Source organism: Rheinheimera mesophila (genome assembly GCF_000986865.1).
Taxonomy (GTDB): Bacteria; Pseudomonadota; Gammaproteobacteria; order Enterobacterales; family Alteromonadaceae; genus Pararheinheimera; species Pararheinheimera mesophila.
In genome coordinates this window covers 1-24761 of the sequence record NZ_LAVS01000098.1, presented here as the reverse complement: position 1 = coordinate 24761, position 24761 = coordinate 1, and the positions used below count along the sequence as shown (strand labels likewise).

The window sequence follows — 24761 nt, the reverse complement described above, 5'->3', positions numbered from 1 at the left end:
TTGCTAAGCTGGAGTGCTTAATGTACTAAACACTTCAAAGTATTGAGGAAATGTTTTACGGGTGCAATCCGGATCTTCAATAGTCACGGCGGTATCACTCAGTGCGACCAAAGAGAAGCACATGGCCATCCGGTGATCGTTGTAGGTGGCTATGCTGGCATGTTTTAGTATCGTTGGCGGTGTGATGACAATGTAATCTTCACCTTCTTCCACTTCGGCGCCCACTTTACGCAGCTCGGTCGCCATAGCCGCTAAACGATCGGTTTCCTTGACGCGCCAGTTGTAGACATTTCGAATAGCTGTCGGGCCTTGTGCAAATAAGGCTGTGGTCGCAATAGTCATGGCGGCATCAGGAATAGCGTTGTAATCCCGATCTATGCCCTTTAGTTGGTTACGGGTAACCGAAATATAGTCATAACCCCAGTCTACCGTCGCGCCCATGGCTTCTAGAGCGTCGGCAAAGTGAATATCACCTTGCACTGCATTTTTGCCAATACCCGTGACTTTTATCGTACCGCCTTTAATAGCGGCAGCAGCGAGGAAATAAGAAGCGGATGAAGCATCGCCCTCTACCAGAAACTCGCCCGGTGATTGGTATTGCTGATTGCCTTTGACGACAAAACTTTGATAGTTGTTGTTCTGAACTGTCACACCAAAACGTGCCATCAGGGCCAGCGTAATATCAATATAAGGCTTAGACACCAGCTCTCCGCTGATCACAATTTCGCTGTCACCCGACAATAAAGGCGCAGTCATCAGTACGGCAGTTAAAAACTGACTGGAGACAGAACCATCAATACTGATTTTGCCGCCAGCCAACGCTTTACCGCGAATACGTAGCGGCGGATAGTCTTTTTGCTGCAGATACTCAACATCGGCATTCCACTGCTGCAAGGCGTCAACTAAATGACCAATAGGACGCTCGTACATCCGCGGCTCGCCTGTTAAAGTCACATCGACATTGGATACCGCCAGAGCCGCAGTTAAGGGCCGCATTGCTGTGCCGGCGTTGCCTAAAAACAGCTCTAGCGGCTCAGTATGCTGAAATACACCCGCTATCCCTGTGATGTCACAGACTGTTTTATCATCCGATAACGAATACTGGACGCCCAGTGCTGTTAAGGCATTCAGCATATGGCTGACATCATCGCTGTCGAGCAAATTGGTAATACGGGTTGTGCCTTTGGCTAAAGCAGCCAGCAATAAAGCCCGGTTGGAGATACTTTTTGAACCGGGTAAATGCACCACGCCTTCGACTTTGGCGATAGGCTGTAAAGTTAAAGTTTTCATCAGCCGTGTACCCGCTCAAATTCTTTCATAAAGGTGACTAAAGTTTGTACGCCTTCCAGTGGCATCGCATTGTAGATGCTGGCACGCATACCACCGACCATGCGATGGCCTTTTAATGCCAATAAACCATTGGCTTCGGCTTCGCTGACAAACAAGTCGTTCAGACTCTCGTCAGCCAATAAAAACGGTACGTTCATCGATGAGCGGAACTGTGGCGCTACGTCATTACGATAGAAATCACTTTGATCGATATAGCCATACAAGCTTTGTGCTTTGAGCGCATTACGTTGCTGCATGGCCTCCACACCTCCCTGACGCTTCAGCCACTGGAACACCAAACCCGCCAAATACCAGGCATAGGTTGGAGGCGTATTAAACATACTGTCGTTGTCAGCGGCCAAACGATAATCCAATACGCTTGGAATATTGCTGCCTTTGGCGGGTAACAAGTCTTCACGCACAATCGCCAAAGTTAAACCTGAAGGTCCGATATTCTTCTGCGCTCCGGCGTAAATTACGCCATAACGGCTGACATCAATGGAACGAGACAAGATAGTAGACGACAGGTCGGCCACCAAAGGTGCTTTGGTTGTGGGTAAGTCGATAAATTCCATGCCGTCGACGGTTTCATTCGGACAAAAATGCACGAAGCTGGCATTGTCATTCAGTTGCCAGTCTGATGTTGGCACTAAACTGCGAAGGCCAGCTTGTTTTATTTGAATGTTCTGAGCTTTTAACGCAGTGAATTTTTCAGCTTCTTCAACAGCGGCCTTAGACCAGGCGCCTGAAACAATATAATCGGCACTAACACCAGGTTTGGCTAAATTCAGCGGGACAGCAGAAAACTGACCACGGCCACCACCGTGCATAAACAACACTTTGTAGTTCGCCGGTATGCGCAGTAAATCGCGCAGGTCCTGCTCCGCCTGAGCCGCAACCTGCATAAAATCTTTGCCTCTGTGACTCATCTCCATAATAGAGCAGCCGCGACCATGCCAGTTGAGCAACTCGTCCTGTGCCTGTTGCATCACTTCCACCGGCAACATAGCCGGGCCAGCACAAAAGTTATAGGTGGTCATCTCTTGCTCCTGTTACAACGCTTTATCAAATGAAAAACAAATTAGAAAATGGCTTTGGTCATCTTTGGATGATCTTTGTTGTTGTGGCCCTGGGTTTATCTTTAAAGGCCCTATCCAGCTATTCTGCAATAATCCTGACGTCTGGACGGCTCTTTTTGAACAGCCGCTACTGTAGCGTACTTTACAAAAGACAGAAATAAAAAAGGGGCCAGATCACATTATTTTTTAAGTAATGTGATCTGGCCCCTATTCATAGTCTTACTCTTCTTCGCCGTCCGCTACAGTATCCTCGGTCGGATTTTGTGCAGCTAAAGCAGCGGCAGCAGCTTCTGCAGCGGCCACTTCGTCTTGATCCTGAATTTCGTCGATGCGTTGTACACCTACGACTTTTTCACCTTCGATGGTGCGGATCAGAATGACACCCGCCGTGTTGCGGCCTACTTGCGACACTTCGCTGACGCGGGTCCGTACCAGTGTGCCTTTATCAGAAATCAGCATGATTTCATCCAGTGCATTGACTTGTACAGCGCCCACCACCAAACCGTTACGTTCGGATACTTTAATCGAGACCACGCCCTGAGTTGCACGGCTCTTCTCTGGATACTCTTGGAGCGCAGTACGTTTACCGTAGCCGTTTTCAGTCACGGTCAGAATGGCGCCGTCGCTCTTCGGTACAATCAACGACACTACAGAGCCGTTTTCGCGCAGTTTAATACCACGAACACCAGTCGCACCACGGCCCATTGGACGGACCTGATCTTCGTTAAAGCGCACCACTTTACCGTCGTCTGAGAACAACATGATCTGGCTGTTACCGTCTGTGATATCCACACCAATCAACTGATCGCCTTCGTTCAGGTTCACGGCAATAATACCGTTACTGCGTGGACGCGAGTATTCAGTTAATGAGGTTTTCTTCACAGTACCGTTGGCGGTCGCCATAAACACATACTTGCCTTCTTCGTATTCACGAACCGGCAGAATAGCAGTGATCCGCTCGTTTTCTTCCAGTGGCAGTAAGTTGACTATTGGCTTACCACGCGCCTGACGCGAGGCCAGCGGTAATTGATACACCTTCATCCAGTACAGACGACCGCGGTTAGAGAAACACAAAATGGTATCGTGGGTACTGGCGATCAGTAGCTGATCGACAAAGTCTTCATCTTTGACCGTTGTTGCCGCTTTACCGCGACCACCACGGCGCTGAGCTTCGTAATCACTCAGCGGCTGGTATTTGGCATAGCCTAAATGCGACAAGGTCACGACCACGTCTTCTTCGGTGATCAAGTCTTCCATGTTGATATCCATCGCATTATCCTGAATTTCGGTACGACGGGCATCTCCATATTGGGCTTTTGCCGCTTCTAATTCTTCACAGATCACTTCCATTAAACGCTCTGGGCTGGCCAGAATGTGTAATAACTCAGCAATCAGTACTAACAGCTCTTTGTATTCGTCCAGAATTTTTTCATGTTCCAGACCTGTCAGTTTGTGTAAACGTAAATCCAGGATCGCCTGAGCCTGTTGTTCGGTCAGGAAATACTCGCCATTACGGATCCCAAAATGCTCTTCCAGCCACTCAGGACGGGCGGCGTTTTCACCGGCGCGTTCCAACATGGCGCTGACATCACCCAACTGCCAGCCACGCGCCACTAAACCTTGTTTCGCATCAGCCGGGCTTGAAGAGTTCTTAATTAAATCAATGATTTCATCGATATTCGCCAAGGCTATGGCCAGGCCTTCCAGGATATGGGCGCGGTCACGGGCTTTACGTAAGTCGTACACTGTTCTGCGTGTCACCACTTCGCGGCGGTGCAACACAAAACATTGCAGCATTTCTTTTAAACCCAGCAGTTTAGGTTGGCCTTGGTCCAGCGCCACCATATTGATACCAAATACAGTCTGCATTTGGGTCTGGGTGTATAAATGGTTTAATAAAACGTCTGAGGATTCGCCACGTTTGACTTCAATGACAATACGCATACCGTCTTTATCAGACTCGTCGCGTAACGCAGAAATGCCTTCAATACGTTTTTCTTTCACCAGCTCGGCGATTTTTTCAATCAGACGGGCTTTGTTGACCTGATAAGGGATTTCATCAACAACAATGGTTTCGCGGCCGGTTTTGTCGTCGGTTTCGATATGGGTTTTGGCACGGATATACACCTTACCACGACCAGTGCGGTAAGCCTCTTCGATGCCACGGCGGCCATTGATAATAGCGGCTGTCGGGAAATCTGGCCCCGGCATCAGTTCCATTAATTCAGGAATGCTGATTTCAGGATTCGCGATCAGGGCCAGACAGGCGTCAATGACTTCATTTAAGTTGTGTGGCGGAATATTGGTTGCCATACCAACAGCTATACCAGAGGAGCCGTTGATCAACAGGTTTGGAATTTTGGTCGGCAATACAGCAGGGATCATTTCAGTACCATCGTAGTTCGGCACATAATCCACTGTTTCTTTATCCAAATCGGCTAGCAGCTCACCGGCAATACGGGACATCCGCACTTCGGTATAACGCATGGCTGCTGCGGAATCTCCATCGACAGAGCCGAAGTTCCCCTGACCGTCTACCAGCATGTAACGTAAGGAGAAAGGCTGGGCCATACGAACTATCGTATCGTACACCGCGCTGTCACCGTGCGGGTGGTATTTACCTATTACGTCACCAACCACACGGGCAGATTTTTTATAGGCTTTGTTCCAGTCGTTCCCTAACTCTTTCATCGCAAACAAAACGCGACGGTGAACTGGCTTTAAACCGTCCCTTACGTCAGGTAAGGCACGTCCCACAATAACGCTCATGGCATAATCGAGATAAGAATTCTTTAATTCTTCTTCGATATTAATGGGAACAATTTCTTTGGCCAAATTTGTCATAAAAAGCTTTTTTCCCTTAAATCAACAAGATACCCGCGTTTTTTACTGTAATGGGTCGCGAGACAAAGGCGGATTCTACCACAGAAAAAATACCTTGCCAGTTCTGTCGTGCTTTGTACAGGATTGCTCAAACAGATCAAGGCTTTATAATGGGCAAAATTTTTAGTGGATATGCGTATGACCCCTTCTTCCAATGTTGATCCGGCCGAAATTGCCAAATTTAATGAAATAGCATCCCGCTGGTGGGATCCGTCTGGTGAATTTAAACCCTTGCACCAACTCAATCCCTGCCGCCTGGCCTTTATCAGCGATCAGGTACAAGGTTTGTTTGGTAAAAAAGTGGTGGATGTGGGCTGTGGTGGCGGTATTTTAGCGGAGTCTATGGCCAAAGCCGGCGCCGACGTCACAGGCATAGATATGGCCGATGAAGCCTTAACTGTGGCTAAATTGCACGCATTAGAATCTGCGGTCTCCGTTCAATACCAGCAAAGTACGGCGGAGGCTTTTGCATCAGCAAACAAAAACAGCTTTGATTTGGTCACTTGTATGGAAATGCTGGAGCATGTGCCAGAACCCGCTTCTGTAGTACAAGCTTGTGCTGATTTAGCTAAACCAGGCGCAACATTGGTGTTCTCGACTTTGAATAAAACCTGGAAAGCTTATCTGATGGCTATTGTCGGCGCTGAGCAGCTCCTTAAGCTGGTGCCCAAAGGCACGCATGAATTTGAGAAGTTTATCCGTCCTTCTGATCTGATGCGTTTTATTGATGATGCAGGTTTACAAGTGGTCGATGCGACAGGTCTGCACTACAACCCGGTAAATCAGTCGTTCCGCACTGGCCCTGGCCTTGATGTCAATTATTTTGTGGTGGCGAAAAAGCCTTTATGAAGAAGTTACTGCCCAAGCCAGCAGCCGTTTTGTTTGATTTGGACGGCACGCTGGTAGACACAGCTCAGGATTTGGGCGCTGCGCTTAATTTTGTGCTCCGCCAGCATGGCATGCCAGAAAAAAGCTATGAAGAGTACCGGCCTATGGCCTCGCACGGTGCTAAAGGTTTACTGCAGCTAGGTTTTGGTGAGGCAATACACGAGATTGATTTTGGTAAAGCCCGCCAGAGTCTACTGGACTACTACCACCAGCATAGCGGTGTACACAGCAGATTGTTTCCGGGCGCCGCAGAGTTATTTGCAGTGCTTGAAGCACGAAACATCCCCTGGGCCATAGTGACCAATAAACCTTATAAGCTCGCTGCCAAAGTACAACGTCAGTTGCCTGCCTTATTAAACAGCCGTTTATTATTAGGCGGTGATAGTCTGGCACAACGTAAACCTGACCCTACACCACTGTGGATGGCTGCGCATTATATGCAGGTGTCTGCAACTTCATGTTGGTATATCGGCGATGCGGAACGGGATATAGAAGCAGGACGTCGGGCAGGCATGCATACCGTAATGTGCGATTTTGGTTATATCGGGCCTGAGGATAAAACTGAACTTTGGGGGGCAGATTTGCATATTTCTGACTTAACAGACTTGATCCAATACCTCGACTAAGTTCAGTTTTTTCATATTTTGCGCATTAAAAAATCACCTCGCGTCAGGTGATTTTTTTTATCCTTTCAAATTTTAACCGAACAGACAAAATAGATTTTTTACTGAAAAACTCTTGCTTCCCTGCAGAGGTTTTTAAACGCCTATTTCGCACGTTAGCAGGCACTAACATGCTGTTTTTTTCACCTTTTTGCAGGGGTTGCAATTGCTATTGATCCACTCTATCTTGTGATCCGTTCTCCTTTCACCCCTAGATGTTGTGTCGCTCTGTTGAGTTTGACCTAATGAAGCCAAAAGCGGGTGAATTCGCTGCACAGTAGAAATTCTGTGCACACAATAATAACAATTGAGATGGAATTTTCGGCGGAAAAATATGACTCAAACATTATACGTAACCAAAAGAGATGGTCAGCGCGAACCATTAGACTTAGACAAAATTCACCGTGTGATAGATTGGGCTGCTGAGGGGTTACAAAACGTATCAGTGTCTCAGGTTGAGTTACGTTCTCACATTCAGTTTTATGACGGCATCAAAACTGCCGACATTCATGAAACTATCATCAAAGCCGCTGCCGATTTAATTTCCAAAGAGACGCCTGACTATCAATATATGGCTGCCCGTCTGGCCGTATTCCATTTGCGTAAAAAAGCCTATGGCCAGTTTGAACCACCAAAGTTATACGACCATGTGGTCAAGATGGTGGAAGAAAAGCGCTATGACGCTCATATTCTGGCGGATTACACCAAAGAAGAACTGGATCAACTGGACAGCTTTATTGTTCACGGCCGTGACTTAGATTTCAGTTACGCTGCGGTCAAACAGCTCGAAGGCAAATACCTGGTACAAAACCGGGTGACAGGCCAGATTTATGAAAGCGCTCAGTTCCTTTATATGCTGGTTGCTGCCTGTTTGTTCGCTACCTATCCAAAAGACAGCCGTTTAAGCTATGTGCGTCGTTTTTACGATGCGGTGTCTACCTTTAAGATTTCGTTACCTACGCCTATTATGTCCGGCGTACGTACCCCAACCCGTCAATTCAGTTCTTGTGTGTTGATTGAATGTGGTGACAGCTTAGATTCAATCAATGCCACTAGCAGCGCTATCGTCAAATACGTGAGTCAGCGTGCCGGTATAGGTATTAACGCTGGTCGTATCCGTGCTTTAGGCAGTCCAATCCGTAACGGTGAAGCTTTCCATACCGGCTGTATTCCGTTTTATAAACATTTCCAGACTGCAGTAAAAAGCTGCTCTCAAGGCGGAGTTCGGGGTGGTGCCGCTACGTTGTTCTATCCATTGTGGCACTTGGAAGTCGAATCGCTGCTGGTGCTGAAGAACAACAGAGGTGTGGAAGAAAACCGGGTACGTCATTTAGACTATGGTGTGCAGTTTAACCGACTGATGTACACGCGCCTGATTAAAGATGAAATGATCACTCTGTTCAGTCCTTCTGACGTACCAGGGTTGTATGATGCGTTTTTTGAAGATCAGGAAAAGTTTGAAGAGCTGTACGTCAAATACGAGGCCGATACCTCTATTCGTAAAAAACGTATCAAGGCCGTAGAGCTGTTCACCCTCTTCATGCAAGAGCGCGCCAGCACAGGCCGTATTTATTTGCAGAACGTTGACCACTGCAATACACACAGCCCATTTAATCCTAAATTTGCTGCTGTGCGTCAGAGCAACCTCTGTCTAGAAATTGCGCTGCCAACCAAACCACTGAATGACATCAACGATCCAAATGGTGAAATTGCGCTTTGTACTTTATCGGCCTTCAACTTAGGTGCTATTGAGCATTTGGATGAGCTGGAAGAGTTGGCTGACTTAGCGGTCCGTGCGCTGGACAGTCTGCTGGATTACCAGGATTACCCTATCCTTGCGGCGCAACGCGCCAGTATGGACCGTCGTACTTTAGGTATAGGCGTCATTAACTATGCCTATTATCTGGCGAAAAATGGCGTGAAATACTCTGATGGATCAGCCAATGCATTAACGCACCGCACTTTTGAAGCGATTCAGTATTACCTGATGAAAGCCTCGAACAAGCTGGCGCAGGAATTTGGTCCTTGCCCTAAATTTAACGAAACGACCTATTCAGAGGGCATTATGCCTATTGATACCTATAAAAAGGATCTGGATAAAGTCTGTGCTGAACCTTTGCATTACGACTGGGATCAGTTACGTAAAGACGTGGTGCAGTATGGTTTACGTAATTCGACCTTGTCAGCGCTGATGCCATCAGAAACCTCGTCACAAATTTCAAATGCGACTAATGGTATTGAACCACCCCGGGGTCATATCAGTATAAAAGCCAGTAAAGACGGTATTTTGAAGCAGGTGGTACCTGAGTACGAACGCCTGAAGAACCAATACGAGTTGTTATGGGATATGCCAAACAACGATGGTTATATCAGTCTGGTGGCTATCATGCAGAAGTTTGTTGATCAGACCATTTCGGCCAATACCAACTACGATCCAGGCAAGTTCGAAGGCGGTAAAGTGCCGATGAAGATCTTACTGAAAGATTTACTGACAGCTTATAAATTAGGTGTCAAAACCATGTACTACCACAATACCCGCGATGGTGCGTCCGATATGCAGGAAGATATCAAGGCAGCGCCGGAGGATGATGGTTGTGCCGGTGGCGCCTGTAAAATTTAAGTCTGGGGCTGCGTTGCAGCCCTCTTTTTGTATGCATAACAAATAATAATCTGGATATCGCTGATGAGCTACACCACTTTTAGCCGCACAAATAACGACCAAATGAAAGAGCCGATGTTTTTTGGCAATCCGGTGAATGTGTCCCGTTATGATCAACAAAAATACGGCATCTTTGAAAAGCTGATTGAAAAACAACTAAGTTTTTTCTGGCGTCCGGAAGAAGTGGATGTCAGTAAAGACCGTATCGATTTTCAGCAGTTGCCAGAACATGAAAAACACATTTTCATCAGTAACTTAAAATATCAGACGCTACTGGATTCTGTGCAAGGGCGTTCACCTAACGTGGCTTTCCTGCCAATAGTGTCGTTACCAGAGCTGGAAACCTGGATTGAAACCTGGGCTTTTAGTGAAACCATCCACAGTCGAAGCTACACCCATATCGTCCGTAATATCACCAACGAGCCACATAAGGTATTTGACGACATTCTGCTGAATCAACGTATTATTGAACGGGCTGACGATGTAACCCGCTATTACGACGATTTAATACACTCCGTCAATATCTATCATCTGTTTGGTGAAGGTACTCATCAGGTTGCAGGTAAAACTCACAGCATCAGCCTGCGCGATCTGAAGCGTAAGCTCTACATTTGTCTTCTGTCGGTGAACGTACTCGAAGCCATCCGGTTTTATGTCAGCTTCGCCTGCAGTTTTGCCTTTGCTGAGCGTGAGCTGATGGAGGGCAATGCAAAAATTATCAAACTGATTGCCCGCGACGAAGCGCTGCATTTAACCGGCACTCAGCATATGTTGAATATTATGGCGGCGGGTGAAGACGATGCCGAAATGGCAGAGATCGCCAAAGAATGCGAAGAAGAAGCTTACGCTATTTTCCGTAAAGCCGCTGAGCAGGAAAAAGACTGGGCTGAATTCTTGTTTAAAGACGGCTCGATGATTGGTTTAAACAAAGATATTCTCTGCCAATACGTGGAGTACATCACCAACAACAGAATGCAGGCTGTTGGCTTAAAACCCATCTTCGGCACTACACAAAACCCAATTCCGTGGATCAATGCCTGGTTGGTATCAGACAACGTGCAGGTAGCGCCACAGGAATCTGAAATCAGCTCTTATTTAGTGGGTCAAATCGACAACGAAATGGATGGCGCTGACTTCGGCGATTTTGATCTCTGATCTGCGTCGACAGCAATGGTTAAAGTAGTGGTGAAAGATGTGCTCAGCCTGGAATTCAGGCCTGAGCAGCGCACCCTGCTTGATGCACTGGAAGCGCAGCAACAGCAAGTGAATTACCAATGCCGTGAGGGCTATTGCGGCGCGTGCCGTTGTAAACTGCTCTCAGGTACGGTGAGTTATTTGAACGAACCTTTAGCTTTTGTCCGTAAGGGTGAAATTCTGCCCTGCTGCAGTATTCCGACCACAGATATAGAAATAGAATTGCCCTGACCATCGTAAGATAGATCAGGGCAAGCTTATCATTAATGTCTCAATGTGGAATTAAGACTTTTTAATGCCTTCCACGCTCAGATCTAAGTGCACTGTAGCAGAGGCTGGGCCAAGAATGTTTTTAATGGCGAAATCTTCTAAGTTGATGCTGGTAGTGCCAGCAAAACCGGCACGGTAACCGCCCCATGGGTCTGAGCCCTCACCCAGCTTAGTGGCATTAATGACGATTTCTTTGGTTACGCCGTTTAACGTGAAGTTACCTACCACATCAAAATCAGCACCGGCTTTTGGCACTATCTTGGTGCTAACAAAAGTTGCTTTGCTATGTTTATCCACGTTCAGGAAATCCGGGCTGCGCAAGTGCTTATCGCGCTCCGCATGATTCGAATCGATGCTTTTGGTGTCAATTTCTAACTGAATTTTAGAATCAGCCAACTTGGCAGCGTCGTAGCTGAAGTTACCTTTAAAAGTATTGAAACGACCATACAACCAGCTATAACCCAAATGGCTGATCTTAAACTGAATAAAAGCATGAGCGCCTTGAGTATCAATTTCATACTCTGCAGCCTGTAAAGCTGGTGCTGCTAACATCGATGCCATCAGGCTGGCTATGAATAGTTTTTTCATTTCGATCTCCTTTTACACTAAGGGTTGAGCATACGTTTTAACGTTTCGTCTTTGTCAAAAAAATGATGTTTCAGCGCAGCCAAAGCATGTATAACAGCAAGTGCAATCAAGCCATAAGCGGCGAATTTATGCACTACACCTGCCCTGTCAGCCTGTTCAGCGAAAAGCTCACCTGCCGAAGGCAAGTCAAACAGACCAAACACCTCTATCGGCCGGCCATCTGCAGTAGAAATCAGGTAACCACTGCAGATAATCAAAAAGATCAGTACATACAACAGTAAATGGGTAAGATGACTGACACGTTGTACGGCTTTACTGTGACTGGCTAAAGGTGTGGCTGTGCCATTCAAAAGCCGCCATAGCACTCTGTATCCCATCATCAGGAACAACAACACCCCCACGCTTTTATGCCAAAAAGGTGCAGTTCTGTACCAGCTACTGTAGTAACTTAAATCCACCATCCAAAAACCTGACGCAAACAGTCCTATCACTATCGCAGCCACTGACCAGTGCAACACTCTGCTGGTGCGATCGTATCCTTTCGTTTCAGATGTCATAACTCACCTCTCTTGATAGAAATAGCTTATCTTTCCAGAAGATGGTTTAAAATAACAAAAATAAGCACATTTTGTTCTATTTAATAGAAGATCAGTCTGCAATAGCCAAACTGTAGATATAAAAAAAGAGCCGTAAAGGCTCTTTTCAAAGATAGCAGAGTTTAGAATTCAACTTTACCGTCGCGGATATGTTGTTCACCCCGCTCTTTGGCCAAAGCAATTTGCTTTTGACGCTCTGCAAATGACGCTTTTTGCTCTTGCGTAATTTTATCGTGGCAATGCGGACAACTTAGCCCCTGAACATAAAGTGGTGATTTCATCTCATCCTGCGACAACGGCATACGACAGGCGTAACACTGATCATAACTGCCTTGTTCAAGGCCATGTTTGACCGCTACACGCTGATCAAACACAAAACACTCGCCCTGCCACAAACTGTTCTGCTCTGGTACTTCTTCCAGGTATTTCAGGATACCGCCATCGAGGTGGTACACTTCCTCAAAGCCTTGTTCTTTCAAAAAGGCGGTAGATTTTTCACAGCGAATGCCACCGGTACAAAACATAGCCACTTTTTTGTGCTTCGTTTTGTCCAGATTTTGCTGCGCCCACTGCGGGAATTCACGGAAACTGCTGGTATTTGGATTAATGGCATTTTTAAAAGTACCGATGGCCACTTCGTAATCGTTGCGGGTATCAATGACAATAGTCTCAGGGTCGGAAATCAATTGATTCCAGGCTTCGCCTTTGACATAGGTGCCGACTATGTGGGCTGGATTGATGCCTTCCACGCCCATAGTGACAATTTCTTTTTTCAGCTTGACCTTAGTGCGGTAAAACGCCTGCTCATCAGCAAAAGACTCTTTATAAGACATGCCATCAAACCTGCTATCTGCGGCAAACCACTGTAACATGGCGTCTATGCCTGCACGCGGGCCACAAATAGTGCCATTAATGCCTTCTTCGGCCAGCAGCAAAGTGCCTTTGACTTTATTCAGTACCAGGTGTTGATAAAGGTTATCGCGCAACGCGACATAATCAGGTAAAGCGACGAATTTATATAAAGCAGCAACAACGTACATTTATTGACTCACCTTCTGCAAAGCCGGACCGTAAATCCGGGGCAAAAATACGGGCCGCTATTATAGCTACAGAAAATGAAATAACAAGGTAAGTCTGGCTTAATGCTGAGTCACGGTTGATTGGATCAAAGGCAATTCAAAAGTTTGCTCGCCATCCGTGATCAGTAACTTGTCATCTTCACGCCATAAATCCAACTGCATATGACTTTTGAGCATACTGCAAAAATCCAATAGCTGTTGATGCGACAAGGTATGAAACTGCACATTACTAAAGTGCTGTTTGTACTGACTTTTTACTTTACGTTGATCCTCCTCATCCAGAAACAGTACAACCTGATCGGCCTGGTGGCTGGCCCGTTGCATATGCTTTTCACTGAGTAAATCAACGTTACACCAGAGTTTAATATGATCTGTCGCATCACTGACATAAAGATCGGGTGTTTTACCGGCTCCTTCTGCTTTTGCCAGTTGAGGGGAGACTTCGAAAAAAGACAGATAAGCCAGCAAGCGACGGGCAAAATGTTCAGCCAGCTCTGTTTTGTAAGGCGCGATGTAACAGGTACGTTTTTGGTACACATGGCTGACCTCTGACGCATAATTCAGATCCAGCCGAATCACTTTACTGACCACTTGCATACAGACACCTCGTTGGTATCGGCAACAACCTCTGATTAGTGTAGCTGAGATTGAATTGCGCCGTAGATCAGATGCATAGCCAATGCCAGCAATACAACACCCATTAAACGATCAAACCAATATCCTTTGGCTAATAAAAAAGTTCTTATATTGTCGCGGGTTAAGATCACAGATAAAAAAGCGAACCAGGCTGCTGTCGCAAAAGCCATATAACAGCCGTAGATCACTTTGTACGAAACTGGTGTCTGCGGCGAAATAATGACGGCAAAAAGTGATAAAAAGAACAAAGTGGCTTTGGGGTTCAGGCCATTAGTAACAAAGCCTGAACTAAAGGCTTTGAGCATGGATGGCGTTTCACAAAACGGCTCTGCCACGCTTTCTGACGTGGAATTGACTGGCACTCCACTACCAATAGCTTGCCAGCCTATATAAGCCAGATAGCTGGCTGACAGCAGACTAAACAAGGTAAACAGCCAGGGCGTAGTTTTTATCAACAAGCCCAAGCCCAGCAATGAATAGCAGACATGTAAAAAAATCGCCATTCCTATACCCATACTGGCAGCCAAAGCAACATGGCGTCCATAACGCACCGCATAACGTAAAACAATAGCGAAATCAGGCCCGGGGCTGGCGACAGCCACCAAGTGCACAGAGGCGATTAAAATAAACTCAGGCCAAAACTCCATGCTTTATCCTTTTGATTTTTCTTGGATTATTCAGTGGTTATTAAAACATGAGGCGAAAGTGTTTCGAAGTAAAATCTCGAGAAAATGTTACTTCATCACAAAAGTACTTGCACTTCGATGGTGAATCCGCAAAAATGTTATAACATCACACTGATTAATTAACGCAAAAAAGGTTTTTCGATGCGCCCTTCTCTTTTTCAACTTTCTCCAGTGGCACTGCTGGTCGCCTCCGTCTTTTCTACGCAGGTTCAAGCCCAAAACATGACCATTCAAGGGCTTGTGCTGGACAGCGATGGACAAGCCATTGAACAGGCCAGAGTACACGTGCATGGTCGCCAGCAATATGTGTACGCCGATAAAGACGGCCGTTTTACTATTCAGGCGCCGGCTGATTCGGAATTACATATCTCGGCCAAAGGCTATGGCGATCAATTTATTAAGGTCAGCGCAACACAAACTAACCAGCTTACCGTGCAGCTTCAGGCTGGTGGTCTTGAGCGTATTGTCGTCGCAGCTTCCGGTTTGCATCATTACGATCTGGAAATGGCAAATCCGGTGTCTGTGTTGTCTGGTGAAGAGCTAAGCCGTAAAACCGAACCGACCATAGGCGAAACACTGAAGTCTTTGCCTGGTGTTCACAGCAACTATTACGGTCCTGTCGCGGCAAGCCCTATTTTACGTGGCCTGGATGGCCCGAGAGTCCGTATTTTAAGCAACGGTTTGGATACGGCAGATGTATCCCGTATTGGCCCGGATCATGCGATCAGTGCGGATGCCATAACCACTGAGCAGATTGAAGTGCTGCGTGGTCCTTCAACCTTGTTATACGGTAGCGGCGCTGTGGGTGGTGTTGTCAATGTGGTAGACAACAGACTGCCGCGTCAGCTACGCCCTGCCAATACGCAAATTGAGACCCGCTATGGCTCAGGTGCTGATGAGAAAACAGCAGCCTTAGCTCACGATGGTGGGCAGGAGCAGGTCGCCTGGCATTTTGATGGATTCAAACGCAAAACCAATGACTATGATGTCCCCGACTTTACCAATGATGAAGGCGAAAACAGCGATAAACTCGCCAACTCATGGCTGGATAATTCGGCCGTCAATGGTGGATTAAGCTGGATCACCGACAAAGGCTTACTGGGCTTTTCTATCGGTCATATTGACAGCGAGTATGGCATTCCTGGCCATCACCATCATGCAGAGCACGAAGAAGAGCATGAAGGTGAAGAACATGAAGAAGAGGAAGGTCATCAGGAAGCGGGTGTGTTTGCCCGGGTAAAACAAGACAGATACGGTCTGGCTGGTGAACTGTACAAACCTTTCGCAGGTGTTGAAACCTTGTCTTTTAACAGTGCCCTGACCCGCTATCAGCATCATGAAATTGAAGATGGCGCGATAGGAACCAGTTTTAAAAATGACAGCATTGAAAGTCGCTTCACCGCTGAACATGAAACCTTCGCGGGTTGGCATGGTGTGGTGGGTTATCATTTACAAAACAGTGATTATCAGGCCATAGGTGATGAAGCTTTTACACCGGACACAAAAACCGACTCTCATGCACTATTTGTGTTGGAAGAACGCAGTTTCGGTGAGGTCACTGCTCAGTTAGGCGCTCGCATCGAGCAGGTGCAATACAAAGCTTCAGGCATTGAATTTGAACATCATCATGACGACGAAGCAGAAGAACAACACGCCGCTGAAAACGTAAAGAATGATTTTACCGCTGGCAGTCTGTCTGCCGGTTTAGTCTGGAATTTCCAACCAGGTTACAACTGGGCCTTATCGGTCAGTCGTTCAGAGCGTGCTCCAAGCGCAGCAGAGCTATATTCCAACGGTGCCCACATTGCTACTCAAACCTATGAACTGGGTCTGGCTTATGCGTTGGATGACGACGGAGAAATCAGCAAATCAGCGTCTGATATCAAAAAAGAAGTCGCAAATAACATTGATCTGACGCTGCGTAAGTTTGAAGGAGATTTCACCTTCACCTACAACCTGTTCTACAACAAAGTTGATGATTATCTGTATATGCAGGATTCGGGCTTAACCATGGCTGATCTGGACGCTCATGAGGACGAAGGTCATGAAGAAGACCCTGATCACGCCCATGAGGACGAAGAATTCGCCATTTTCCAGTATCGGCAGCAAGACGCTACCCTATATGGCGCTGAATTCGCTATGGCTTATCAACTGACCGCTGAGCAGGAGCTGGAGCTCTTTATCGACTCCGTCCGGGCAAAATTGGACAACGGCGGTAATTTACCCCGGATCCCACCTGTGAAAACAGGCATTGGCTACAGTTATTCAGCGCAAGACTGGTCTGCCAGCCTGGATTGGACTCATTATATGAAACAAAATCGGATCGCAGAGGGAGAAAGCAGCACAGGCTCTTATCAGATCCTCGACTTCGCCTTCAGTTATTACTTTAATCTGAGCGATCTGGACCTGACAGCTTTTGCCAAAGCCAACAACCTGACAGACGAACTTGGTTTTGTGCACAGCTCCTTTATCAAAGAAGATGCGCCTCTGCCGGGCCGCTCTTTTACTTTAGGTCTGAAAGCCCGCTTCTAGTATACCCTTCGTACTTGAAGCCGCAGCTTTGTTGACTGCGAGCATAGCCCCAGCCACATAGGTCTACTATGCTCCTGGGGTCTCACGCTCTTGTCGCCTCGCTGCAACTCCAATTACTTTGGGTATAAATAGAACTGTTCAGCAGCCAAAACGCACAAGGCCCCGGTTATCGGGGCCTTGTTATCTGAATTCGTTAATTATTGACCTCTGGCAAACAGGCCAATCCCTTTGTCTTCCATCGCTTCCCGGTACCCTCCGAGCCACTGCGATCTGGTGTCTAAATTCTGATAAGGACAAATCTCTTTTGAGCGACCTGTGACAGCGGCGCGATAACCTTGAGCATGAGCACGTTCTAAACGATCTCTTTTCTGTCTTTTCATAAGGCAATCTTCCTCGATCTGATAAATAACAAACAACTTGCGTTGCACTTTAATAGATAGTTGAGTTGCCCAAAAGGTTCCACTAATAAACTTAGCTGCCCCCTATTGACATTAAGTAAAGAACTGAACTTATTTAAGATTTGATGACAAAATAATTTATTTTTTTTGAAATATTACCTGGCAAACCGTTATGCGCTCAGCGTTTTGCAGCATAGAGTCTGGATCATCAGGCGCCGGGGCTGAAATTCAAAGTTAAAAAAACCTGCCGGAGCAGGTTTTATCAGACGCAATAGCCGTTACTTCAAGCGTCTTCTGAGCATCAGTAAAGGCAACAGCAACAGGCTGAACCAAGCTGAAGAGCCACCTTGACGTTCATAAGTTACCTCTTCGGCTACGTTACAGTCTTCAATAGTGCCGTTAGGTACAGGTGTTAATTTCACCGGACGCGTCACGTTTTCCATCACGGGGTTGCCAGCAGAGTCTTTGACCAATTCACCCTTACTGTCGCGCTGCTCAACGGAGAAAATAGCATTAGCGATAATCTCGTTGTTGTTATTGATGTCTTTGGCTTCGACCAGATTAAACTTAGTGCCACAGGGCAATAAGGTATTTAAATCGACAAAACTTTGGTCTTGTATGTTGTATAAAAACGCCACTTGCCTGCGGGTCGTACCGTCTTCAGGCACTATCTCCGCCGCACCCACCACCAGGTTATTTTCGTTAATAGCAGATGGCAAGGTGCCAGAGCTACTGAAAAAACCATTGGGATAAGTTACAGTTTTGGTATTGTAATCAAAGATAAACATCCGGTTACGGGCTATGCCGTTAAAGCGCTTATTGGCGCTGCCGACGATGATGTTTTGATTGTTGATATCATTTGCCGAACTGAAATCCCAGTCCAGTGGATTGATAATGGGAGACACTTCGCCCTCATCAAACACTGTGGCATGGGTTGGACTCACCCGACGCTCTGCGTCTGTGTAGGTAGAAAAACCAACAGCTATGCCATCATCATTGACAGATAACGCCCGACTGATGTAGCCAGACAAACTGGAGCCCTCGATCACCGGACCTAAGAAGCCGTACTCTACAGGAGCAGAAATTTGGCCTGATTCATTCATCTTCCAGACTAAGGCTCTTTCATAATACGCCGTGGGTGCTGCACTGTAGTAGCAGATATTAACTGGTGCTGTTTCGCCCTTACAGGCGGTCTCTATCGCTTCTTTGGTGGTCTCGTCCATGCCGACACTACCTGAGCCAGCGATATAATTTGATTCGCTGATTTTTACCGCATTGGAAAATCCGCCCCCCAATTCCTCATAAGGAATAGGTAAGGCCGTGACGCTATTGCCATTGACGACGTAAGACTTGATATAGCCTAAATCCGGTACCCATAACTCGACAGTTTCAGGTGACGGGGTTGTTTCTGTGGCCGCTGGAGTAAAACTTTGCAGTGTAAAAGGCGTGGTTGCTAAAGCAATTGCATTTGAGCTGTTGTTAATATCGTAAATGTATTCTCTGTTGGTCGGGACAGCAGCCTGCTCACGGATCTTCACCTGTGCGCCTGTGGTTAAATTTAAGGCCAGAACATCACTGTAACGCTGGATAGTGTAATTGCCGTTGTTATTGGCAGTACGTAGGTAGCCTAACAGTTTGGTTAATGCAGCAGCAGTAACATTACCTAATTTGACCTGTTCAATTTCTTCTGCCGTTAACAAGGCGGTCAAACTGGCATCTTCAAAATCTAAGCGGCTGACATCAACCGGAAAATTGTAGATAAAACTACCATTACCTACCGCATCACCATTGTCATTGATAGCTGCAGCAAACTGAGATTGAACAGTGCTGACTTCCGGCAACTCCTGAACCTGATAAACAGCGGCATAGGCTGAGCTGGCGGCCAGGCCGGGTAATAAGGCTAATACTACGGGCGATAATCTCATTCAGGTCCCCTGTTACTGCTGATTTAATGCTTCTAATTGTTCCCAACGCTCATAAGCGTGCGCGAGCTTCGACTCGGTCTCATGCAATAGGTTCAACGTTTTTTGGGTGCTCTCGGCACTTTGCCGGAAAAACTGTGGATCATTCACTTGCTGCTGCAAGGCACTTAATTCTGCATCAAGCGTCTCGATTAAAGCGGGCAATAGTTCCAGTTCACGTTTCTCTTTGTATGATAACTTCTTACTGCTGTTGGATGAAAGCTCAACTGGCTTTTCTTCGACAGCTTTTACACTTTTTTGCACTGTTGCAACAGCTTTTACCTGGTTCTGCTGCCGTTTTTGGTAAGCGACCACATCTTCGTAGTCACCTGCTATGTCCACCACTTTGCCTTGACCGGCAAAATACAGTGAACTGGTGACTGTATTATTGACAAATTCGCGGTCGTGGCTGACCAATAATACAGTGCCCTGATACTGCTGCAGAATATCCTCAAGCAGCTCCAGAGTTTCTACATCTAAATCGTTGGTTGGTTCGTCAAGGATCAATAAATTACTGGGTTTGGCGAATAAACGTGCCAGTAATAAACGGTTTTTCTCACCACCCGATAAAGCCCGCACCGGCGTTCTGGCCCGGGCTGGTGCAAATAAAAAGTCCTGCAAGTAACTTAACACATGGCGGGTCTGGCCGTTTTGGGTGATTTCCTGTTTGCCATCGGCAACGTTATCCTGCACTGTGGCGTCTAAATCCAACTGAATACGGTGCTGGTCAAAATAAGCCACTTCGAGGTTTGTGCCGCGCTTAATCTCGCCGCTGTCGGCCTGGTATTCACCCAGTAAGGTTTTGATTAAGGTCGATTTACCTACACCATTCGGGCCCACCAGCGCGATGCGGTCGCCCCGCATCACCAGGAGGTTTAAGTCTTTTAACACCGCTTCGCCTTTGAAGCTGACATTCACCCCTTTGGCTTCAAACACCAGCTTGCCGGATTTTTGCGATTGCTCAATGGCAAATTCCACTTTGCCCATTTGTTCAACACGGGCCGCGCGTTCATTCCGTAGCGCTTTTAACGCCCGAACCCGGCCTTCGTTACGGGTGCGGCGGGCTTTAATGCCCTGACGGATCCAGACTTCTTCTTCGGCCAGCTTTTTATCAAAGAGTGCATTGTGCTGCTGCTCGGTTTCCAGCATCTTTTGCTTACGCTCCAGATACTCGGCGTAATTACCCGGATGCGAAGTGAGCTCGCCACGGTCTAAATCGATAATACGGCTGGCCAAAGCACGGATAAAAGCCCGGTCGTGCGAGATAAAAATAATGGCGCCTTTGAAGTTCAGAAAAAACTGTTCCAGCCACTGAATAGCCGCCACATCCAAATGGTTGGTCGGTTCGTCCAGCAGTAGCACGTTTGGCTGCGACACCAAGGCTTTAGCTAGCGCGGCCTTACGCAACCAGCCACCGGATAATGAAGCAAGTGTGGTATTGGGGTCCATTTCAAACTGCAGGCACAGCTCTTCAATCCGGCTTTCTAACTGCCAGCCCTGACGGGTATCAAGCTCCGCCTGTAAAGCAGTAAATTCACGTTGTTCGGCTTCTGTCGCCTCAGAAAAATGATCGGCCAACTGGTAAAAACGCTGCAGTTTTTCGGCTAAATCACCAGCGCCTTCCCGGATAAAATCCGCCACCTTAATATCCACCCGGGCTGGCGGGTCCTGCTCTAAGCGGCTGATGACTAAATTATTTTGCCGTACCACCTGGCCGTCATCCAGATTTTGATGTCCGGTCAGAATTTTTAAAAAGGACGATTTACCCGCACCGTTACGACCGACTAAACAGACCCGTTCTCCAGCGAATAAGCTGAAATCCACTTTATCTAAAATCGGATGGGTACCAAAAGCCAGGCTGGCTTGCTGAAAACGTAATAATTCCACTCTGTATTATCCTGCAGACTGCGCAAGCAGTTGTTTTATCTGTACAAGGTCAAAGGGCCAGAACAGTTCCTGTTCGTTCACTTTAAACACTGGAATATGGACGCGATAACGCTCGAAGGCCGCCGGATCGTCCACAATATCAATAATTTCCACAGCACCTGCGAGGCCTGCCTGCAGCAAAAGCTGCTCGGCTTGTTCGCATAAATGACAACCCCAGGTGCTGTAAAGCGTTAACCTCATGCTTCAACCCGTTTTAACAGCTCAAAACAAACGTGAATATGCGGGTTACGCTTAAAATCTTCTGGCAGGCTTTGCGCTGAAATATCTTTAATAGTCCAACCCGCCTCTTCCAGCGCGGCTTTATCCAGCTTAAACCGTCTTTTGTTGTTGGAGAAAATCACTTTGCCATTGGGTGCCAGACAACGTCCCACCATGGTCAGCAACTTAACATGATCGCGTTGTACATCCCAGGTATCCTCCATCCGTTTGGAGTTGGAAAAGGTCGGAGGATCGACAAAAATTAAATCAAACTGGTTTTTACAGCCTTTTAGCCAATCCAGGCAGTTATCCTGCACAAACTGATAGGCCTTACCTTCCAAACCATTGATCAGGAAATTGCGTTTAGCCCAGTCCAGATAGGTATTGGACATATCCACTGTAGTCACAGACAAAGCGCCACCTAAAGCGGCATGAACTGACGCTGTGCCTGTGTAGGCAAATAAATTCAATACTTTTTTGCCTTTGGCTTGCTGTTGAATCGCCAAACGGGTGACGCGGTGGTCTAAAAACAAGCCGGTATCGAGATAATCACGCAGGTTGACTAAAAACTTAGCGCCGTACTCTGTGACTTCTTTGTACTGCCCGGCCTTGGCTAGCGGCTGATACTGCTCTTTGCCTTTTTGTTTTTCACGGACCTTTAACACCAGTTTGTCACTGCTAATGCCAAGCACCTTGGGCACTAAGTTCACCACATCAAACAAACGTTTTTGCGCTATTTGTTCATCGACATTAGCAGGCGCGGCGTATTCATGGATCACTACTTCGCCGTCATACCAGTCAACCGCCACGTTGTATTCCGGAATATCAGCATCGTACATTCGATAACAACTGATGTGTTCGCGTTTGGCCCACTTCTCGAGCTGCTTGACGTTTTTCTTCAGCCGATTACCAAAAGATTCACTTTCCGCATAAAACAAAGCTGCAGTTTGACTATTCGCATTGACCTGTACTTGCTGTTCGGTCAAATCAAACATAGTAAATTCACAGTCCAGTGGACCGTTGGTGAACTTATAACTTTTGGCTTTGGAGAGCTTCAACGCCCGCAATAAATCCGGGCTTGAGGTAATAATGGCTAAACGCCAGCCCTGATAATGTTTTTTCAGGCCTAAGGAGAATTCCGCATAGACAGGAATAAGCTGTGGCAAGTCGCCTAACCGCTCGCCGTAGGGCGGGTTAGTGATAATCACGCCTTTACCGGCGCAGACGGCCGACTGAATTTGGGTCGCATCCTGGGTAATAAATTCAATGTAGTCCGCTACACCAGCACGGGCCGCGTTTTGACGGGCCTTTTGCAAAGTGCGCTCATCGGTATCGCTCCCGACAAAAGTCACGCCTTCGGCTATGGCCTGACGTGCGCCTAAAGCTTCAGCACGTAATTGTTGCCAGAGTTCTGGCTGATGATCGCCCCAGCTTTCAAAAGCGAACTTTTCACGCTTTAAGCCAGGCGCTAACTGACGTGCCATCAGCGCAGCTTCTATTAATAAAGTACCGCTACCACAAAATGGGTCGTACAAGGGCTGATCCGCCTTCCAGCCGGAGCGAATTAATAAAGCCGCAGCTAAATGCTCTTTTAATGGCGCGTCCCCCTGCTCTTTGCGATAACCCCGCTGATGTAAGGATGGGCCTGAGAAATCCTGCAAGAAATGAAAATGCTGACGCTCTAAACGCACCTGAAACCGCACGTCCGGGTCGATACGGTCGACATTAGGTCGTGCCTCATACCGCTCGCGGAACTGGTCTACGATGGCGTCTTTGACGCGCATGCCACCATATTGGGTGTTGTCGATGGTGGGGTGTTTACCGACACACTCGACGGCAAAACTTTGCTCCATCCGCATTAACGAAGGCCAGTTAATGCGCATAGCCACCTGATACAGGTCTGAATTGGCATCAATGTCGATGGATTGTTCCAGGCGCAAAATACGGGTTGCTAAACGCGACCATAAGCATAGCTGATACGCATCTTTAAGTTCAGCCTTAAAGCGCACCACGCCCATGCCTAATTTAATCACTTCGCCCTGATAACGACGGATTTCGTCCGCCAACAGCTCTTCAACACCTTTGGATGTTAAGGCCCAGAATTCCAACATATGATCTGCCCTGCAATAAAATGGCGCACATTATAACAGAAGCGCTTTCGAAAGCATTGGGATGTTTTTCAGCTCAAAAACAAAGATTTGCGTTGTACTCGGTTAAGAACTCAACCAGATCGTATGCTTAATGCTCTATGCGTTTAATAATTGCGCAGTCAGTCAGTTTCTTGCAGATTTACCAGAATTAAGCCTTGCACTGCCATGGCAAAAGCTCTACTATGCGCCCCGCAAACACGGACGCGGGATGGAGCAGCCTGGTAGCTCGTCGGGCTCATAACCCGAAGGTCGTCGGTTCAAATCCGGCTCCCGCAACCAACTTAAGCAAACAAATTTAGTTTGAATATTTAAGTGAATAACGTGAATGCAGTAGATACTTAACACACACTGCTCGGTGTTAAGTTACGGACGCGGGATGGAGCAGCCTGGTAGCTCGTCGGGCTCATAACCCGAAGGTCGTCGGTTCAAATCCGGCTCCCGCAACCAACAATCAACCGACTTAATGTCGGTTTTTTTGTGCCTTAAATTTAGGGCTTGAAAGGATGGAGCAGCCTGGTAGCCCGTCGGTCTCCTCTTTATAACCCCGTGGCGAAGGTCGTCGGTTCAAATCCGGCTCCCGCAACCAACTTTAAAAAAGCCGACTTAATAGTCGGTTTTTTTGTGTCTGAAATTTGGAGTTTGACCGTTCAAAAGCCCCCCTCTGAAATACGTGATGGCTGCAAGGAGCGAATGACGGTCAAAGCCAATTCTGGTTCTTCGCTGTGCCTCTTTTGCTTACGAGGTTATACCTGCAGAATGTTATTTTGTAATTTTATGGCGCTCTATTTATTGATTTGGCCTAGAGAAAGCGGTCGCCGGAGCCCGCTCACATCGCTCACGGGCCACTTCAATAGCGTGTCGTCCCTTATTCGGCTCAGATTGTAGTGTGGGATAAGCCCCTATTTCCTTGAAGTATTCCACTCCATTGCTAACACATTCGTGATAAAGCATTTCAGCTGCTTTTACGTCCTTCTCGGATTTTCCGCATGAAACTAAAAAAAACGAAATGGTTAATAAGGCTATAAC

At 47.0% G+C, this 24761-nt stretch carries 20 protein-coding genes and 2 tRNA genes; 8 read left to right on the top strand and 14 right to left on the bottom strand.

The features are described 5' to 3' along the window. Nucleotides 1-3 precede the first annotated feature (3 nt). The 3 genes from aroA to gyrA all read right to left on the bottom strand — a co-directional run bounded on the left by aroA (nucleotide 4) and on the right by gyrA (nucleotide 5252). Nucleotides 4-1290, bottom strand: coding sequence for a 3-phosphoshikimate 1-carboxyvinyltransferase (gene aroA / locus SD53_RS17660; protein WP_046521524.1), 1287 nt, complete (start codon nucleotides 1288-1290; stop codon nucleotides 4-6). Next, nucleotides 1290-2369 carry a 3-phosphoserine/phosphohydroxythreonine transaminase gene (gene serC, locus SD53_RS17655; RefSeq protein ID WP_046521523.1) on the bottom strand — a complete coding sequence of 360 codons (1080 nt, stop codon included), beginning with the start codon at nucleotides 2367-2369 and terminating at the stop codon, nucleotides 1290-1292. The genes aroA and serC overlap by 1 nt, the downstream gene beginning before the upstream one ends. 258 nt (nucleotides 2370-2627) lie before the next feature. Then, complete coding sequence (gene gyrA, locus SD53_RS17650; protein ID WP_046521522.1) at nucleotides 2628-5252, bottom strand: DNA topoisomerase (ATP-hydrolyzing) subunit A; 2625 nt, start codon at nucleotides 5250-5252, stop codon at nucleotides 2628-2630. A 177-nt stretch (nucleotides 5253-5429) separates the two neighbouring features. On the opposite strand from gyrA, the gene ubiG reads away from it, so the two are divergent. From ubiG to yfaE, 5 genes are all read left to right on the top strand, one after another. After that, nucleotides 5430-6140 carry a bifunctional 2-polyprenyl-6-hydroxyphenol methylase/3-demethylubiquinol 3-O-methyltransferase UbiG gene (ubiG, locus tag SD53_RS17645; protein ID WP_046521521.1) on the top strand — a complete coding sequence of 237 codons (711 nt, stop codon included), beginning with the start codon at nucleotides 5430-5432 and terminating at the stop codon, nucleotides 6138-6140. Further along, the gene (locus SD53_RS17640; RefSeq protein WP_046521520.1) at nucleotides 6137-6805 is read left to right on the top strand and encodes an HAD-IA family hydrolase; all 669 of its coding nucleotides are present in this window, start codon (nucleotides 6137-6139) and stop codon (nucleotides 6803-6805) included. Before ubiG ends, SD53_RS17640 begins: the two co-directional genes overlap by 4 nt. 370 nt (nucleotides 6806-7175) lie before the next feature. Next, the gene (gene nrdA / locus SD53_RS17635; protein ID WP_046521519.1) at nucleotides 7176-9461 is read left to right on the top strand and encodes a class 1a ribonucleoside-diphosphate reductase subunit alpha; all 2286 of its coding nucleotides are present in this window, start codon (nucleotides 7176-7178) and stop codon (nucleotides 9459-9461) included. A gap of 63 nt (nucleotides 9462-9524) precedes the next feature. Further along, a complete protein-coding gene (gene nrdB / locus SD53_RS17630) occupies nucleotides 9525-10655 on the top strand; it encodes a class Ia ribonucleoside-diphosphate reductase subunit beta (protein WP_046521518.1) in 1131 nt (376 codons plus the stop codon). A gap of 15 nt (nucleotides 10656-10670) precedes the next feature. Further along, nucleotides 10671-10925: a class I ribonucleotide reductase maintenance protein YfaE gene (yfaE, locus tag SD53_RS17625; protein ID WP_046521517.1), complete on the top strand. Its 255-nt coding sequence runs from the start codon at nucleotides 10671-10673 to the stop codon at nucleotides 10923-10925. 51 nt (nucleotides 10926-10976) lie between these two features. Here yfaE and SD53_RS17620 read toward each other — a convergent pair whose 3' ends face one another. From SD53_RS17620 to SD53_RS17600, 5 genes are all read right to left on the bottom strand, one after another. Continuing rightward, nucleotides 10977-11552 (bottom strand): YceI family protein, encoded by a 576-nt coding sequence (locus SD53_RS17620; RefSeq protein WP_046521516.1) that lies wholly within the window; start codon nucleotides 11550-11552, stop codon nucleotides 10977-10979. A gap of 17 nt (nucleotides 11553-11569) precedes the next feature. After that, the gene (locus tag SD53_RS17615) at nucleotides 11570-12109 is read right to left on the bottom strand and encodes a cytochrome b (protein ID WP_046521515.1); all 540 of its coding nucleotides are present in this window, start codon (nucleotides 12107-12109) and stop codon (nucleotides 11570-11572) included. Nucleotides 12110-12270: 161 nt separating this feature from the next. Beyond that, a complete protein-coding gene (trhO, locus tag SD53_RS17610) occupies nucleotides 12271-13188 on the bottom strand; it encodes an oxygen-dependent tRNA uridine(34) hydroxylase TrhO (RefSeq protein ID WP_046521514.1) in 918 nt (305 codons plus the stop codon). 99 nt (nucleotides 13189-13287) lie between these two features. Further along, nucleotides 13288-13824, bottom strand: a complete 537-nt coding sequence (locus SD53_RS17605; RefSeq protein WP_046521513.1) for a YaeQ family protein — start codon at nucleotides 13822-13824, stop codon at nucleotides 13288-13290. A gap of 35 nt (nucleotides 13825-13859) precedes the next feature. After that, nucleotides 13860-14510: a LysE family translocator gene (locus SD53_RS17600; RefSeq protein WP_046521512.1), complete on the bottom strand. Its 651-nt coding sequence runs from the start codon at nucleotides 14508-14510 to the stop codon at nucleotides 13860-13862. Between the two features lie 261 nt (nucleotides 14511-14771). Between SD53_RS17600 and SD53_RS17595 the strand changes: the two genes are divergently transcribed. Next, nucleotides 14772-17081 (top strand): TonB-dependent receptor domain-containing protein, encoded by a 2310-nt coding sequence (locus SD53_RS17595; RefSeq protein ID WP_206539974.1) that lies wholly within the window; start codon nucleotides 14772-14774, stop codon nucleotides 17079-17081. A gap of 197 nt (nucleotides 17082-17278) precedes the next feature. On the opposite strand, the gene rmf is transcribed toward SD53_RS17595, so the two are convergent. The 5 genes from rmf to rlmKL all read right to left on the bottom strand — a co-directional run bounded on the left by rmf (nucleotide 17279) and on the right by rlmKL (nucleotide 23696). Then, complete coding sequence (gene rmf, locus SD53_RS17590; RefSeq protein ID WP_046521510.1) at nucleotides 17279-17461, bottom strand: ribosome modulation factor; 183 nt, start codon at nucleotides 17459-17461, stop codon at nucleotides 17279-17281. 296 nt (nucleotides 17462-17757) lie between these two features. After that, the gene (locus tag SD53_RS17585; RefSeq protein WP_046521509.1) at nucleotides 17758-19404 is read right to left on the bottom strand and encodes a DUF3466 family protein; all 1647 of its coding nucleotides are present in this window, start codon (nucleotides 19402-19404) and stop codon (nucleotides 17758-17760) included. A gap of 12 nt (nucleotides 19405-19416) precedes the next feature. Beyond that, the gene (gene uup, locus SD53_RS17580) at nucleotides 19417-21327 is read right to left on the bottom strand and encodes an ATP-binding cassette ATPase Uup (RefSeq protein WP_046521508.1); all 1911 of its coding nucleotides are present in this window, start codon (nucleotides 21325-21327) and stop codon (nucleotides 19417-19419) included. Between the two features lie 6 nt (nucleotides 21328-21333). Further along, nucleotides 21334-21567: a glutaredoxin family protein gene (locus SD53_RS17575; RefSeq protein WP_046521507.1), complete on the bottom strand. Its 234-nt coding sequence runs from the start codon at nucleotides 21565-21567 to the stop codon at nucleotides 21334-21336. Then, complete coding sequence (gene rlmKL, locus SD53_RS17570; protein WP_046521506.1) at nucleotides 21564-23696, bottom strand: bifunctional 23S rRNA (guanine(2069)-N(7))-methyltransferase RlmK/23S rRNA (guanine(2445)-N(2))-methyltransferase RlmL; 2133 nt, start codon at nucleotides 23694-23696, stop codon at nucleotides 21564-21566. The genes SD53_RS17575 and rlmKL overlap by 4 nt, the downstream gene beginning before the upstream one ends. Nucleotides 23697-23937: 241 nt before the next feature. Between rlmKL and SD53_RS17565 the strand changes: the two genes are divergently transcribed. Then, nucleotides 23938-24014 (top strand) — tRNA-Met (locus SD53_RS17565). A gap of 91 nt (nucleotides 24015-24105) precedes the next feature. After that, nucleotides 24106-24182, top strand: a tRNA-Met gene (locus SD53_RS17560). A gap of 339 nt (nucleotides 24183-24521) precedes the next feature. Here SD53_RS17560 and SD53_RS18825 read toward each other — a convergent pair. Then, nucleotides 24522-24761 (bottom strand): hypothetical protein (locus tag SD53_RS18825; RefSeq protein WP_046521505.1); only part of this gene is annotated, 240 nt, incomplete at its 5' end.

Bases quoted from the DNA above. Each gene is read 5' to 3' on its own strand.
- SD53_RS17585 (WP_046521509.1), bottom strand. From the start codon at position 19,404: ATGAGATTATCGCCCGTAGTATTAGCCTTATTACCCGGCCTGGCCGCC.
- SD53_RS17605 (WP_046521513.1), bottom strand. From the start codon at position 13,824: ATGCAAGTGGTCAGTAAAGTGATTCGGCTGGATCTGAATTATGCGTCA.
- gyrA (WP_046521522.1), bottom strand. From the start codon at position 5,252: ATGACAAATTTGGCCAAAGAAATTGTTCCCATTAATATCGAAGAAGAA.
- SD53_RS17600 (WP_046521512.1), bottom strand. From the start codon at position 14,510: ATGGAGTTTTGGCCTGAGTTTATTTTAATCGCCTCTGTGCACTTGGTG.
- rmf (WP_046521510.1), bottom strand. From the start codon at position 17,461: ATGAAAAGACAGAAAAGAGATCGTTTAGAACGTGCTCATGCTCAAGGT.
- SD53_RS17595 (WP_206539974.1), top strand. From the start codon at position 14,772: ATGACCATTCAAGGGCTTGTGCTGGACAGCGATGGACAAGCCATTGAA.
- serC (WP_046521523.1), bottom strand. From the start codon at position 2,369: ATGACCACCTATAACTTTTGTGCTGGCCCGGCTATGTTGCCGGTGGAA.
- yfaE (WP_046521517.1), top strand. From the start codon at position 10,671: ATGGTTAAAGTAGTGGTGAAAGATGTGCTCAGCCTGGAATTCAGGCCT.
- rlmKL (WP_046521506.1), bottom strand. From the start codon at position 23,696: ATGTTGGAATTCTGGGCCTTAACATCCAAAGGTGTTGAAGAGCTGTTG.
- aroA (WP_046521524.1), bottom strand. From the start codon at position 1,290: ATGAAAACTTTAACTTTACAGCCTATCGCCAAAGTCGAAGGCGTGGTG.
- nrdA (WP_046521519.1), top strand. From the start codon at position 7,176: ATGACTCAAACATTATACGTAACCAAAAGAGATGGTCAGCGCGAACCA.
- ubiG (WP_046521521.1), top strand. From the start codon at position 5,430: ATGACCCCTTCTTCCAATGTTGATCCGGCCGAAATTGCCAAATTTAAT.
- SD53_RS17620 (WP_046521516.1), bottom strand. From the start codon at position 11,552: ATGAAAAAACTATTCATAGCCAGCCTGATGGCATCGATGTTAGCAGCA.
- SD53_RS17640 (WP_046521520.1), top strand. From the start codon at position 6,137: ATGAAGAAGTTACTGCCCAAGCCAGCAGCCGTTTTGTTTGATTTGGAC.
- SD53_RS17615 (WP_046521515.1), bottom strand. From the start codon at position 12,109: ATGACATCTGAAACGAAAGGATACGATCGCACCAGCAGAGTGTTGCAC.
- SD53_RS17575 (WP_046521507.1), bottom strand. From the start codon at position 21,567: ATGAGGTTAACGCTTTACAGCACCTGGGGTTGTCATTTATGCGAACAA.
- trhO (WP_046521514.1), bottom strand. From the start codon at position 13,188: ATGTACGTTGTTGCTGCTTTATATAAATTCGTCGCTTTACCTGATTAT.
- nrdB (WP_046521518.1), top strand. From the start codon at position 9,525: ATGAGCTACACCACTTTTAGCCGCACAAATAACGACCAAATGAAAGAG.